Below are 14,216 nucleotides of genomic sequence, written 5' to 3'. Positions count from 1 at the left end.
GCGTTTGCATAGGCAGACCATCCATCGCCAGCCCCTCCTCCCAATTTGGGAAAGGAGGGGCCTTTTCTTGCTAGCGCCGCTGAAGGGCTTCTTCATAGAAATGTGCGGTCTGCTGGGCGATGTTCTGCCAGCTAAAGCGCCTGGATAGCTCCCTTGCCCGCTGCTTATGACGCATCATCTCGGGGACTTCCTGGGTAAGTAACTCGACAACACGGGCAGCCATTGCTTGCCAATCCCCCCGAGGAACAAGCCACTCGAGCGGTAGCATCTCGGGAGGTCCGGGCGAGTTGTAGGCGATGACGGGGAGGCCCGCAGCCAGCATCTCTAGAACCCCGAAGCCAAAGGCTTCCAGGTGCGATGGGAAGATCCCTACCGTACAGGCCGCGAGCAGTGCGGGAAGCTGCTCGGGTTCAAAGGCTGGGAGTACCTCAATATGGTGGACGAGGTCGCGGGGGAAATCCGCCTTGACCTCTAGTTCCGTTTTGTAGGTTCCCAGTAGGACAACGCGTACTTGTGGGAAGCTCTTCGCGAGGGCGCGGACAAACCGAGGGAACTCACAGCGGCCTTTGCGCTCGTCGTAAGTGCCCACAAAAGCAACTCTAAAGCTATTCTCTGGCAGGATGGGCTGTGCGTCAAAGAGCGCACGGCGGCTTGCATCAATTCCGTAGGGTTGTACAAGGATTTTCTCTGGTGAAATACCGTCGCGCACCAGAAGCTCTTTATCTCGTGTATTGGCAAGATTGACCAGGTCTGCCTCGCGAAAGCTATTGCGCATCGCGGCAAAAAGTCCTTGCAATTCCTGCCGACGTTGGCGGCCCTTGAGTAATTTTCCCGCGAGTGAGCGTAGCGTCGTGCGCTCTGGGATCTTGATCTCACTCTCTAGCCAGAGTGTTAGGAGAACAGAACGCGAGACCAAAAGCGGTTTCGTGGCGTAATCACGGCGGGCAAATTGCAGGTAGGCACAGTCCACATCAAAGACATCGAAGTTGGCTTTCTCATCGTGAGTAAACTTCTGGATCTCCTGGGCATAGGCGAGCGCATGCGTTTTGTGATTCGCCGTCTCACCTAAAAAATCAAAGGGAGTCAGAACCTGGGTTTCATGCCCTTGTCGGTTCAGCTCCTCCCTGAGCTCGACCAGAACCTTCGAGCCACCTAGTTTCTTGCCATAGGCGAACTGCGTAAAGCAGGCGATTTTCATGGCTTCTCCACCAGCGCATAAAGTGCAGTTTCCAGCTTGTCGAGAACGGCTTCCTCACTCCACTCCGTCAGGGCACGGTGGCGTGCGTTCTGTGCGAGTACGGCGCGATCCAGACAAGCCAGTAGTTTTTCGGCATAGAGCTTAGCCGAGGCTTCCTCAACGAGCAATCCATCTACTTTGTCTCTAAGAAAATCCTTCGCCCCGCCAGAGGCATGGCAGATCGTAGGCACCCCCATAGACATTGCCTCCGCAATATTTCTTCCGTAGGGTTCGCCCACTGCGGTTGAGATCAGCCAGTCACACGAAGCCACCGTTTCGTAGACCATAGTATTTGGGATTCTTCCTGTGAAGGTTAACTTCTCGGTCAAGCCTAGCGCTGCCGACTGCGCCTCAAGTTCTGTGCGCAGTGGACCCTCTCCTATGATAATCCCTTCTACCGAGAGTCCCGCTTGGGTGAGAGTGGCTAAAATTTCTAAGAACAGCTGAGGGTTCTTTTGGCCTTCCAGACGCCCCACAAATACCAGCCGCATTTTTGTTTTCTGCAAAGTTGATGGTGCTGACAGGGGAGGAGCATGGACGATAAGAGGGAGCGATAACATCTTACGGCAACCATTTTTTGTCTGAATGTGCGCCGAATGTTGCTCAGTTGTGCAGATTGCCAGTGCGGCGTTTCGTAGGGAAGTATCCCAATTTTTCTGCCCAAAATGATGTAACAAAGGGGATGGGCTGAAAATACCGATGCGTGAACGAGACATTTCGGAATTTGGCCAAGCATAGTAGATGGGGCCGACGACGGATTGAGAGCTGGAAAGCGGGCGGAAAAAAGGGCAACCGGCATCAAAGGGGGACATTCTCCACTCAATATCAAATGTATGCTCTTTACGAAGAGTATCCCGCCATTTCTCTGCCTTTAAGTCCAACTCAAAAGGAGCCAGGGAGTTAATCCTGACCTTTTGTGATGAGGAAAATACCGTAAGATTCTCTGATTTTTGACGGATATCCGCATGATTGGTGAAGGCAAAAATCTGGTGTCCACGTGAGGCAAGACCATTTAGAAGGCTGAAGCAGATAAGTCCTTCCCCATGTGACAGGTGATCTGTCAGGCACTCAGAAGCACGATGAACGAATATTTTCAGTTTTTTCATCCTGGGCTTCGATTTTATCAGACTCTTTCTACCAGTGGCGACGTTCCCAGTTCGGGGAGACCTGTTTTCTCATCTCCGCCACATCGTCGCGAACACGGTAGGTGCTGTTTTTATAGCGCTCTTTGAGCTTCTCCAATTGGTCGTAGTTGAGGGTGACACCCAAGCCGGGCAGATCGGGGACACTGACATTGCCCCCAGTAATCGGGATGCGGCCCTCGGCGATGATCTTTTGCCAAGGGTAGTGCGTGTCGCAGGCGTAGGTGAGGTGGTGCGTGGCGGCGGCGACATGTACCATGGCCATCAGCGAGACTCCGAGATGGCTGTTGGAGTGCATGGAGAGCCCTATTCCCAGAGTCTCACACACCCGTCCTAGCTCGGCGACGGCACGCAGGCCGCCCCAGTAGTGATGATCGCCCAGCACGATTTGGCAAGCATCGTGTTGATGCGCTTCCGCTAGAGTGGCGAATGAGGTGACGGCCATGTTGCTTGCCAGTGGCGTTTGGATACCTTGATCGAGCAGGCCCGCTCGCACCGCCGCCATCCCGGCGATTCCCTGCGCCGGGTCTTCCAGATAACCCCCGTCGCTGAGCTCGTCGCGCAAAGCCTTACCCGCTCTAACGGAAGTTTCCACACTCCAGACGCAGTTGGGGTCAATACGTAGGGGAACCTCCGGGCCAAGTGTCTGGCGGAGCAACTTGATCGTTTCTATTTCGGCATCGGGCTCTAGGACGCCCGCCTTGAGCTTGATGGAACCAAAGCCATAGTCGGTGATGAGCTGCTGCACCTGAGTGACTAATCCCTCAGGTGTCAGCGCCTCGCCGTACTTCGACTCGCCCCAGGCGTGTTTGTAGAAGGCGTAGGCAGAGAACGGCACTTTATCGCGCACTTTACCCCCGAGGAGCGCGTGCACGGGGAGCCCGACTGTCTTGCCGATCAGGTCCAGGCTCGCTACTTCAAGCGCTGAAAGCGCCATTCGGTAGGCGCTCTGGCCCTGAAGATCCGAAAGTGAGACGAAAAGCCGTGTCGCGTCCTGACCGATAACTCTTGTGCGTAGGCTCTCCAGTGCCTGTGTCGGGCCGTCGCCACCGTGGGTCTCCGCGATTCCGATAATGCCATCGGCGCTCTCCAGCTCAATGACGGTTCGGAGCGCAAGGGGAGCATGCAAGCCAAACGACGAGCGCAGAGGCGGATCAGAGATGGCGAGGGAGTGAATACGAAAGTCACGGATTTGCAAGGGGGACCTCTTTTTGCTCCTCCGTCGCCTTACAGGTGCGCAGCCAGACATTTTGTGGCGGGTTGTCGTAGCCTTTCCAGGTGTAGGGATCCACTCCGGCCACGGGAATCACGCTACGCCGATCCGCTTTGGCGACGGACTCACCCGCTGCCAGGCTCCACGGTAAGTGGCTCCAGGCGTTCATGTAGTGACTCACCAGAACGCGCCGGTAGATCTCGCTGCGGTTCTTGTGCGATTTATGGAGTAAGTAGCCATTGAAAAACACGACACTACCAACGGGAACCTCCACGGGAACGGCACAGCTCTCGTCGAAGCCGTAGCTCTGCTGTCCGAAGTCGTGCTCCTCGGTGTCACTGTGATCGCGCTGGGGATAGAGATAGCCTTGCTGATGGGAGCCGGGGATCACCCAGAGGCACCCATTCTCGATTGTGGCGTCATCGAGCGCGATCCATGCCCCAATTAGTGAGCGATCTCGTGTCGGGATGTAGATCTCATCCTGATGCCATGCCTGCCCCTGAAATGTGGGAGGTTTCACAAAGAGCATGGACTGCATGCACTTCACTGAGCCATCCCAGAACGGCAGATGTGCGGCAGTAATTTGACTGAGCGCACCGCAGATATTCGCGTGCTTGACATACTTCTGGATCACCGGGCTGACAAAATGCGGCTGGTGAATACAGAGAATTCGTCGCAGTGCTTCGTCGTCGGTGAGATCAGCGGGTAGCGGCTGAAGGTTCTCGCACGGATAGCCGCCGCGTGCTAGCTGCACCGTGTCACGCCGCAGCTCTTCAATCTCGTCGGGAGTCACTAGACTCTCCAGAACTAGATAGCCATTCTCCACAAAAAATGCAACTTGCTCGTCGCTCAAAACACGGGGAACGGTGATTCGGTTCTCCAGATTAGGGGCTGTTTCCATGCTGACATTGTAGCACTCAAATGCGTTACAATAGGCCATGATTACCGCAATAATCGCCACTGCGCCGTGGTGGGTACAAGACACCGTCTACTCCGGCCCGCAGCCCGGTGAGAAGCTTTCCGCCTTCAAGGTTCTGAAAGTGGTCGGGACACCGATGCCACTAGAGGAAACACTCATCCCCGGTGACCAGCCCACGGTTCTAGTGTTCTGGCATGGAGTTGAGCGTTCTATTTTGCCTCTGGTTCGGGTGGTGGATCAGTACGGCTCCGAGCGCAAGGAGCTGCTAAAGCTATATCATATTGTTCTTTATGGGGATCGACTGGAAGGGGAAAAGCGTATTCCGCTCGTGCAGCAGTCATTAAAGCTGGGAAGTGCGCCCACTCTCTCACCTGATGGCCTGGAGGGGCCGGGCAGCTACGGGCTCAATAAGAAGTGTTTGCTGACGGTACTGGTAGGGAAAGGGGGTAAGACCACCGCAAGCTTCGCGCTCGTTCAGCCCGGAATTGCGGATGCGCCGAAAATTATGAAAGCCATTGCGGAGGCGATTGGCGACAAAAATCCTCCCAGTGTTGCGGAGCTGGATGCAAAGTGGATGGCTGCACGTGGTGGCTCCGGGGGGCGTGTCCGCGAAATGGCTCCGCGTCCTGGCTCTGTTCCAACCCCTGCCTTCGACCTCACCACCGAGAAAGGCCTGCGTGATGCTGTTGCCGCGCTGCAAGCGGAAGTGACGGCGCTTAAAAAAGAGCTTGCCGACCTCAAAGGCCAGCCTGCGCCGCTCGCGGGGCCACTACCCGGAGCCGCCCCGACCGACGCGCAGCTTATGGGACTGTTGCGTGGGTTTATCCAGCCTACCAACTCGGACACCCGTGTAGATGAAGTGTTAAAAGAAGTGGGAGCCTATATAAAGGGCAAGCCGGAGCTGGAAAAGCAAGCCTACGACGGCTGGATTCGTGTGCTCCATCTCAAGTACGGCACCAGTTACGCCCAGGCAGCGGGCCAGAAATTTGTGGACTCCCTGAAAAAATGAAAGCCCTGGCCCTGCTCGCACTCACGGTGCTTTTTGCACCGCCACGTGTTGGGGTGCCAGATTTTTCGTCGCAGGTGCTGCCCTACCTAACCAAGGCGGGATGCAACCAGGGAGTGTGCCACGGGGCGGCGATTGGGCGTGGGGGGCTTAAGCTTAGCCTTCTCGGCGATGATGCAGCGAGCGACTACGATGTGCTGGTGCGTGAGTTTGGGGGACGCCGTGTGCGGCTCGATAAACCTGGTGCGAGCCTACTGCTCAAAAAAACGATGGGGGGGCTCGGGCATGGCGGCGGCGTACGGCTGGAGCCAGGGAGCGCAGGCTACCAGGTAGTCGAGAGCTGGCTTGCGGCAGGGGCCCCGCAAAGCAAGGGGGGAGGGCGAGCCGTGACCCAGCTGAGTGTCACACCCGGCGAGGCGATTCGAACGATTGGGGCGCGGGTTCCCCTTCGGGTGCGTGCCACCTACGCCGATGGCTCCACGGAGAATGTCACGCCCCTCGCGCTCTATGACACACTTGATGAAGCCGTGGTGCAAGTGGATAGCGCGGGCGTGGTGAGTATTCGTGCCAGCGGGATTGCAGCCGTTATGGTGCGCTACCGAGGGCAAGTGAGTGCGGCGCGGTTGGGTGCTCCCTTTCCCGGGAAGGCTCCCGAAATTCGCATTTCGGGGAATCCCATGGATGCTGCGCTCTTTTCGGAGCTGGCACGCCTCAATCTCAGCCCCGCTCCCCGCTGCACCGATGTCGTTTTTCTGCGTCGTGCCCATCTTGATCTCATTGGGACACTGCCGACGAGTACAGAAGTGCGGGCGTTTCTGGCGAAGCCCGACCGTGACAAGCTTATAGACACACTTCTCGCTCGTGCGGAGTTTGTGGATCTCTGGACACTTAAGCTTGCGGATCTGCTGCGCATTTCAAGCAAGCGTTTTGGTTCCGATGCGGCGCCGCGCTACCATTCCTGGCTTCGTGAGAGTGTCGCAAAGAACAAGCCGCTGAACACGCTCGTGAGCGAGCTTCTCACGCAGCAGGAGAGCTTCTGGCGCACGACCAGTGATCCCCGTGATCTCTCGGAGTTCTTTGCGAAGACCTGGCTGGGAACCCGTGTGGAGTGTGCCCGCTGCCACAATCACCCCTACGACCGCTGGACCCGCACCGACTACCATGCTTTCGCAGCAGCCTTTGGACGTGCGGGTCAGGTGCCGCATCCCAAGACTGGCAAACCGATGACTGCGCGGGCGCTAGGCACCGATGAGGCGCTGGCAAGCCGCACGGAGCTGGCGGCATGGGCAACGGCCTCGCCGCGCTTTGCCGCGCTGCTCGCCAACCGACTTTGGAGTGCGGTCTTCGGGCGGGGGCTCGTCGAGCCGCTAGACGACCTGCGTCCCTCAAATCCCGCGATTCATCCGAAAGTTCTCGCCGCTGTCGCCACTCAGCTCACGCGCTCGGGCTTTGATCTGCGGGTGACTCTGCGACAGCTTGCTCTCTCAGAGGCCTACCAGCAGAGTAGCCGAGGAACGGACGAGAAGCTTTTCTCGCGAGCCCTACTTAAGCCGCTTCGGGCGCAGGTGCTTGCGGATGCGCTGGCATCGGCGACGGGGGCCTCACTCGGGTTTTCTGGACGCGCCATCGCGCTGTCAGAGCCCGATGTGCCTTCGGAGACGCTGGAGATTCTCGGGCGCTGCCGCAGAGAATCGGACTGCACACCGATGTCTGAGGTGGGTGGTCTTTCGGTGGCGCTGCACTTGCTTGCGGGGGCACCCCTGGAGAAGCTGGTGAAGGAGGGGGCGCAGAGGCTCCTTGTCGCGCAGACGACCGATGCGGCACTTGTGGAGGAGCTGTATCTGCGGGTGCTCTCTCGCTTCCCGGTTGCTTCGGAGCGTGCCTACGCCGAAGCACTACTGAAGAAGAATCGTCTGAGAGCCACAGAGGACTTGCTCTGGGCACTGGTCAACACACGGGAGTTTGCGTATGCACACTAAACCAACCCTGCGCTGTGATGGAGTCAATCGTCGCGAGTTCTTAACCGTCGGGGCGCTCAGTGCGCTTGGGTTGACGCTTGGGGATGCTCTGCGGGCTAGTGCCGCCTCCTCCGTTGGACGGGGGCTGGGGGGGAAGTCTTGTATTCTGATCTGGCTGGACGGTGGCCCATCGCACCTGGACACGTTCGATCCTAAGCCCGATGCACCCAGCGAGGTGCGGGGGCCGTTTTCGACGATCTCTACCCGCATTCCAGGGATTGCACTCTCGGAGCACCTGCCCCGCACGGCGCAAGTGCTCGATAAAGTCGCGCTGATCCGCTCACTCACCCACGAGCTGGGCAACCACGACACGGGTAGCCATTTTCTTCTCACGGGCCACCGGCCCAACCCCGCGCTCGCCTATCCGAGCCTCGGGAGCATTGTCGCGAAAGAGAGGGGGAATCGTGCCGCGCTGCCACCCTATGTAGTGCTCCCCGAAGCAACTTCCGCACTGGGCCCCGGGTATCTTTCAGGGGCATTTGGTCCGTTCGCTGTGGGGAGAGATCCTGCTCAAGCCCGAGATCTGGCGCTGCCTGAGGGCCTGACACTGGAGCGTCTGGGTGAGCGACGGGCGATTTTAGAGCAACTGGATCGCTTCTCCCAGACTGTGGAGGCAAACGCAGCCACCCAGAGTCGCGATGCCGCCTACGAGCAAGCGTACCGTCTTCTGGCCGCACCGGAGGCCAAAGCCGCGTTTGATCTTGCGCGTGAGCCCGCAAGCTTGCACGAGCGCTACGGACGAAGTAAGCTCGGCACTGCCTGCCTGACGGCGCGGCGACTGGTGGAGGCGGGGGCGCGTTTTATTACCGTGGTGGACAGTGGCTGGGACACACACCAGAATATCGCCAAGACTCTCCCCGACGCGCTTTTTCCAGGCAGCGGGAAGCTTCCCGCACTAGACCGGGCCTACGCCGCGCTGCTCACGGATCTTTCGGAGCGCGGCCTGCTCGAAAACACTCTGGTTGTCCTGATGGGGGAGTTTGGCCGAACCCCGAAGCTCAATGCACTGGGCGGGCGGGATCACTGGCCCCGTGCTGGGTTTGCTTGTCTGGCAGGCGGCGGTGTGCGCGGCGGGCAGGTGATTGGAAAGACCGATGCTAGCGGCGAGTCGCCTACCGAGCGCCCGGTTCGTCCCGAGGATCTCTCGGCCAGTATTCTCACGCTCCTCGGGATAGATCCCGCAACGGAGTACCACCATCCCGATGGTCGCCCTCTACGGCTCATCAACGACGGTATCATGCTCAAAGAGCTCGTATGAGAGCCCCGATTGCTGCCTTGTGCTTTGCCCCGGATGGCAAGACACTGATCTGGGGCGGTTACGGCGAGCTCACCGCCGGGGTGACAGCGTTCCCGGTTCCTCTTGCACAGGTGCATGCGCTGGCATTTACACCGGAGGGAACAAAGCTCGCCGTGGGCGGCGGAGTGCCCGGAGAGAGTGGCGTGGTCTGCCTGCTGGACTGGCCCTCGGGAAAGCTCCGCGAGACACGCAAGCTCCACACGGACCTGATCGTCGGCCTCGCCTTTTCCTCGGATGGCAAGACACTCCCCACGGCCAGCCACGATGGCACGGCATACTGTGGAGCGCAGAAGCTCGAAGGCCACGCCGGGCTTGTGTTGGATGTCGCCTTCTCCACCGACGGAGCCGATGTTTTCACCGCCTGCAGCGACGGCTCGCTGCGTGTCTTTGATGCTGCGACGGGCAAACTCAAGCGCACACTGAGCCTGCACACGGATCGCATTTATGCGCTCGCGCTTCAGCCCCGCTCGCCGCGCTGCGTCACGGCAAGTGCGGATAAAACCGTCCGCCTCTGGCAACCTGGGATCGGTCGGCTGATTCGAATTATCCGAGGCTTTGAGGGCAGTGTACTCAGTGTTGCCTTCTCGCCCGACAGCACACGGCTCTACACGGGCGGCGAAGAGGGCATCGTCCGCGTTATTGAGGCCGACAGCGACCGTGTCTTGGAGCACTGGAAAGCTAGTGAGGGCTGGCTACTACGTGTCGCGATCTCCCCCGACGGCAAGATTCTCGCAACCGGCGACTCTGCCGGAGCAGTTCGCCGCTGGAATGCGCTTAGCGGCGCTCCTGTGCCTTCGCCAGGGCCGCTTGTTTCCGATGCTGTAAAAACTCAAAAACCATTGGGAGCACGGAGATGAGAATAATTCCGATCAGCACCAGCTCAAAGTTTTTCTTGACGAAGGAAATATTGCCAAAGAAATAACCCGCCGTCACGCACAGTCCGACCCAGAGCACAGCGCCCGTCACGGAGAAGAGCAAGAAACGCCCGTAGGTCATCGCTCCCATTCCGGCCACAAACGGCATGAAGGTGCGGACAATCGGCACAAATCGCGCCAGAATAATGGCCTTCGGGCCATATTTTGCAAAAAACGCCTCTGTTTTGTAGAGGTTTTCTTTCTTGAAGAGCTTTGAGTTTGGATTATTGAAGAGACTTCGCCCAAATTTCTTGCCTAGCCAGTAGTTGCAGTTATCCCCTAAAAACGCCGCTACAAGAAAAAGAGGGTAGAGCAAGGCAATGTTCAGCGGCGATGCTGGCCGGGCTGCAACTGCTCCCACAGCAAAAAGTAGCGAGTCACCGGGGAGAAACGGGAAAATCACCACACCGGTTTCTACAAAGACAATGGCAAAAAGAATCGCATAGGTAAGTGTCCCGTACTGGGCAATGATCTTATCGAGCCATTCAGGGAAGTGTCGGAGAATCTCTAAAAGCTGGGACATAACGCGGTCAGTATACCCTAGCCGCTTTCTAGCCACTCCAGGACGGTGCCAAAAGGATGGTCTTCCAGGATACCGAAGCACTTATGGCGGCCTAAACGTGCCTTTGAGACGGCGGGGCTGGTGATGCCACACAGAAAACGGGCTAGCTGCCTGTCTTCACCGAGGGCTTCAGGATAGGTGGTGCGCAGGGATTGGACGTCGGTTGCGAGTGCTGCTGAGATTTGCCGGGGCGGTATCGGCTCCAGGAGGCGCTGGGCCTCACCGGTGAGGCAGAACGAGCAGTGACCACAGGGTGTGGCACGGCGCTCGCCAAAATACGCCGTGAGGGCGTTGGTCTGGCAGCTTCCCAGCCCGATGAGTTTCACAACTTTAGAGAGCCGCACCAGCTCGTTTTTCTCGCGTAGCACAAAGCGGGCATCTAGCTCGTCGGTGAGGGCTTCGGTATCGTCGGTGGGGTTGAGCCGGAAGAAGCGCTGGCGCACATCGGCGGTGCGCAGCTCGATATGGCTGCGCTCTTCCAGCACTTCCAGGACGCGAACAATGCGACCGCGCTCCACGGTGAGGGATTCTGAGGCCTCTTCTGGGTTGAGTTTGTACCAGAGCCGTCCGTGTTTTGCGGTGAGAAAAACATCGGTGATGAGCTTGCGGTGCGCTTCGGGAAAAGCAGCGGCGATGCTGACCGCGTTCTGATTGGGAAGGGGGCGGAACTCGTAGGCGGCGTAGAACGGCGTGCCCTGTCGGAGAACCCCGTTGAGTTCTAAGTAGGTCAGAATCGTCTTGAGGACAAGCTGACGAATGTCGTGACGGGTACTGAGATCGTAGAGCGCGACATCGAACTCGGGGCCATGTGAGAGCAGATCTGTGAGGAGCGAAAAAAGCGCGGTTCTTGTGGGCGTATCGCCGTAGACAAAGTTCTCTAGGGTCGGAACATCGTCCAGGCACGCTAGAATGTGGCACACCGAGTTTGCGCCGTCGCGGCCCGCACGCCCGATCTCCTGGCTGTAGCTCTCCAGCGACTTAGGGAGGTTGTAGTGATAGACATAGCGCACATTGCTCTTGTCAATCCCCATTCCAAATGCGATGGTCGCCACTACGATCCCCCGATCCGATGCCATCCAGCGCTCTTGAACCGCGCTGCGCTCTTCACTCTCCATCCCTGCGTGATAGGCTTCGGCGGGAAGTCCACTCCCGCCCACGAGTGCGGCCAGGCGCTCGGCGGTTTTCTGGAGCGTGACATACACAATGGATGGCCCCGGGGGGCGCTGCTTAAGGACTCGCAAGAGCACACCATCGCGCTCTGTGGCCGTGACGGGGCTTATCACCAGCTCCAAGTTGGGGCGGTAGAAGCCCGTGACAATACCATCATCGGGCGTGATGCCAAACGCCTCATGAATGTCTTTGACCACTTGCGGAGTCGCGGTGGCCGTCAGCGCCAGCACGCGCTCGGCTCCGTAGCGCCTTGCGGCCTCGGCGAGCTTTAGGTAGTCGGGGCGGAAGTTATGCCCCCACTCCGAGATGCAGTGCGCTTCGTCAATAGCAAAGAGGGAAATCTTGGTGCGCTGGAGCTGTCCCAAAAAGCGCTCATTATTAAAACGCTCCGGCGAGACATAGAGCAGCTTCAGTGTCCCGCTTGCCAGTCCATCCCCGATGCTCCGTACTTCGTCGAGGCCCAGCGAGGAGTCTAGCCGAGCCGCCGGAATGCCCCGCGCGGTCAGGAAATCAATTTGATCTTTCATCAGAGCGATGAGGGGGGAGACGACAATCGTGACGCCGTCAAAGCACAGTGCGGGGAGCTGGTAGCACAGCGACTTGCCACCCCCTGTAGGAAAGACCGCGAGCGCCGAGCGCCCCGCAAGAAGCGTCTCCACCACTTGTTCTTGGCCGGGTCGGAACTCGGAAAAGCCAAAGTATTTCTCTAAAAGTTGTTTTGTGTTCATCGCCTGTATAACGGTTCAGGCTATCCGATTCTTATAAAAAGCGCGAAGTATTTTTATGCCTTGAGGGTATCACAAGGGAAGGTTCGGGCAAAATTGAGAGTGAATCGGATAACGATTCCGCTGTGGCGGATAAACGAATCGTCCAAAATTCAGGCACAATGAGGGCAATGCGCAAGCGGGTGATTGGGCTGGGACTCTTGTTGGTGGTGGGGCTTTGCCTCTTCACGCCCTACAACAACTTCAAGCTCCTCGCATCCCCGGTGGGGGGCAACCAGTTTCCCGTGTTGGCCTTGGCATTCTTGCTCCTGCTCCTGCCCTTGCCCATCCGCTGGCTCACTCGCACCGAAAAGCTAACGCTTTGGAGCATGGCCCTGCTCGCCAGTGGGATTCCAGGCTCGGGGATGATGCGGACGTTTATCCCCAATATCCCCGCTCCCGCTTACTTTTCAACCTCGACCAACGACTGGGAGCGCAAGGTCTGGGGGACGATGCCCGAGTGGCTCAAGATGCCTGATACCGAGGCGGCGAAGGCGTTCTTCAATGGCTACCCACGCGGCTTGGAGCACGTTCCTTGGAGCGCCTGGTTTCTGCCGCTGCTGGCTTGGGGCGCCTTTGCTCTCTGCTTTTTTGTGCTGACATTCTGTGTGGCCGCGCTCTTGCGCAAGCAATGGATCGAGAGCGAGCGCTTCGCCTTCCCCCTTGTTCAGCTCCCGCTCTTGCTCACGGAGCCAAAGTCGCACCTCTTGCGGAGCCCAGCGCTCTGGATGGGAGCAGGGCTGGCGCTGGTGCTTCATGGCCTCAATGGATTCCATAAGCTCTACCCCTCCCTCCCGGAGCTGACCACGACAATCCATGCAATGGACTTTTTCACCGAGCCGCCTTTCAACCAGATTGGGCCCCTTCAGCTCTCGCTCTTTCCGCTGGCGGTGGGGATTGGTTTCCTGCTCTCGGGCGAAGTGGGGCTCTCGCTCTGGCTGTTTTTTGTGCTCTTCAAGCTACAGTGCCTTATCGCGGGCTACCAGAACTGGGATCAGCCCGCCTCGCTGAGCGGCTTTAGCTTCCGGCTGTTTTACTCGCTCCAGGCGTTTGGGGGAGCGCTTGCGCTGGTAGGTTGGATTCTCTGGGGGGCACGGCAGCACCTGCGCACCACACTGGAAACTGACACTCTCCTGCGGCGGGCGTTCTATGGCGCACTGACGGGCATCGTGCTCTGGGAGTGGGCGGCGGGGATTCCTCCCGCGCTGATTCTGGCATCGCTACTCATGATCTTCCTGGCGCTGATCACGGTCTCGTGGGCAACTTGTCAGGCGGGGGTGCTCTTTATGGCGATGCCCTTCACGACATTCGATGTGCTGGGGCCGCTTCTGGGGATGAACGCGGTCGCGCCTCCCACTCTCTACACGCTTTATCGGGCTGAGTACGGCTTTGTCTACAACACCCGCGAGCTGCTTCTACCAGGGCTTTTAGGCGGCGCACGGGTGGCCTCGGAGACGGGATTGTCGCCGCGCAAGTTCTTCGGGATCGCGGGACTTACTCTAGCCGTGGCCGTATTCGTGGCGGGCTTCGCGCTGATTCGCCTGCCCTATCTCTCCGGAGGGACGGCGGCGTTTGAGTCGTGGACCTTTCGGACGGGGCCGCAGATTCCGCTCCAGCTTGCCGCCAGCGCGGCCTCGTCGCCCTTGCGCCCCTCGGTGAGCAACCTCTGGCACGTGCTGGGCGGCTTTGTTGTTGTGGCGGGGCTACTTTTCTGCCGGGTGCGCTTCGGGATGGGCCTACACCCGATTGGGTTTCTCACCGCGCCGGTCTACGGGCTGCACATGGCCTGGTTCTCAGTGCTGCTGGGCTGGCTGGCGAAGACGCTACTTCTGCGCCTGGGGGGAATGGGAGCCTACAGCCTTGCTCTCCCGTTTTTCCTCGGGCTGATTCTTGGCGATGCGCTCAGCGCCGTTTTCTGGGTGATCATGGGTGTCCTGACAGGAATTGCCTATCAGGTTCTACCGGCATAATCTC

Annotated in this window: 11 protein-coding genes; 5 read left to right on the top strand and 6 right to left on the bottom strand. The window is 58.7% G+C overall.

The features are described from left to right. Window positions 1–70 precede the first annotated feature (70 nt). From ACH2ED_RS07045 to ACH2ED_RS07030, 4 genes are read right to left on the bottom strand one after another with little or no spacing between them, the layout of a single operon-like run. Entirely contained in the window at window positions 71–1,198 is a 1,128-nt protein-coding gene (locus tag ACH2ED_RS07045; RefSeq protein ID WP_395089707.1) for a glycosyltransferase family 4 protein, read from the bottom strand. Then, window positions 1,195–2,343, bottom strand: coding sequence for a glycosyltransferase (locus tag ACH2ED_RS07040; protein ID WP_395089706.1), 1,149 nt, complete (start codon window positions 2,341–2,343; stop codon window positions 1,195–1,197). Before ACH2ED_RS07040 ends, ACH2ED_RS07045 begins: the two co-directional genes overlap by 4 nt. A 28-nt stretch (window positions 2,344–2,371) precedes the next feature. Beyond that, window positions 2,372–3,577 (bottom strand): enolase C-terminal domain-like protein, encoded by a 1,206-nt coding sequence (locus tag ACH2ED_RS07035; protein ID WP_395089704.1) that lies wholly within the window; start codon window positions 3,575–3,577, stop codon window positions 2,372–2,374. Further along, complete coding sequence (locus tag ACH2ED_RS07030) at window positions 3,564–4,493, bottom strand: phytanoyl-CoA dioxygenase family protein (protein WP_395089703.1); 930 nt, start codon at window positions 4,491–4,493, stop codon at window positions 3,564–3,566. The genes ACH2ED_RS07035 and ACH2ED_RS07030 overlap by 14 nt, the downstream gene beginning before the upstream one ends. A 37-nt stretch (window positions 4,494–4,530) precedes the next feature. Between ACH2ED_RS07030 and ACH2ED_RS07025 the strand changes: the two genes are divergently transcribed. Genes ACH2ED_RS07025 through ACH2ED_RS07010 form a run of 4 tightly spaced genes read left to right on the top strand, consistent with a single transcriptional unit; the run spans window position 4,531 to window position 9,689 of the window. Further along, complete coding sequence (locus ACH2ED_RS07025) at window positions 4,531–5,520, top strand: hypothetical protein (RefSeq protein WP_395089701.1); 990 nt, start codon at window positions 4,531–4,533, stop codon at window positions 5,518–5,520. Then, window positions 5,517–7,496 carry a DUF1549 domain-containing protein gene (locus tag ACH2ED_RS07020; RefSeq protein WP_395089699.1) on the top strand — a complete coding sequence of 660 codons (1,980 nt, stop codon included), beginning with the start codon at window positions 5,517–5,519 and terminating at the stop codon, window positions 7,494–7,496. The genes ACH2ED_RS07025 and ACH2ED_RS07020 overlap by 4 nt, the downstream gene beginning before the upstream one ends. Continuing rightward, window positions 7,486–8,793: a DUF1501 domain-containing protein gene (locus ACH2ED_RS07015; RefSeq protein WP_395089697.1), complete on the top strand. Its 1,308-nt coding sequence runs from the start codon at window positions 7,486–7,488 to the stop codon at window positions 8,791–8,793. The genes ACH2ED_RS07020 and ACH2ED_RS07015 overlap by 11 nt, the downstream gene beginning before the upstream one ends. Continuing rightward, a complete protein-coding gene (locus ACH2ED_RS07010) occupies window positions 8,790–9,689 on the top strand; it encodes a WD40 repeat domain-containing protein (RefSeq protein ID WP_395089695.1) in 900 nt (299 codons plus the stop codon). The genes ACH2ED_RS07015 and ACH2ED_RS07010 overlap by 4 nt, the downstream gene beginning before the upstream one ends. Here the strand turns inward: ACH2ED_RS07010 and ACH2ED_RS07005 are convergent. Next, window positions 9,607–10,269, bottom strand: coding sequence for a DedA family protein (locus ACH2ED_RS07005; protein WP_395089693.1), 663 nt, complete (start codon window positions 10,267–10,269; stop codon window positions 9,607–9,609). The two genes, ACH2ED_RS07010 and ACH2ED_RS07005, sit on opposite strands and share 83 nt — an antisense overlap. Before the next feature lie 17 nt (window positions 10,270–10,286). After that, window positions 10,287–12,206 (bottom strand): ATP-dependent DNA helicase RecQ, encoded by a 1,920-nt coding sequence (locus ACH2ED_RS07000; protein ID WP_395089691.1) that lies wholly within the window; start codon window positions 12,204–12,206, stop codon window positions 10,287–10,289. 158 nt (window positions 12,207–12,364) lie between these two features. Here ACH2ED_RS07000 and ACH2ED_RS06995 point away from each other — a divergent pair, with 158 nt between their 5' ends. Beyond that, window positions 12,365–14,212: a DUF6785 family protein gene (locus tag ACH2ED_RS06995; protein ID WP_395089688.1), complete on the top strand. Its 1,848-nt coding sequence runs from the start codon at window positions 12,365–12,367 to the stop codon at window positions 14,210–14,212. The last annotated feature ends 4 nt before the right edge of the window (window positions 14,213–14,216 follow it).

It is taken from the genome of Armatimonas sp. (assembly GCF_043757465.1).
Lineage (GTDB): Bacteria > Armatimonadota > Armatimonadia > Armatimonadales > Armatimonadaceae > Armatimonas.
The sequence above is the reverse complement of the archived record's forward strand: the minus strand, read 5'-3'. Positions and strand labels throughout refer to the sequence as shown.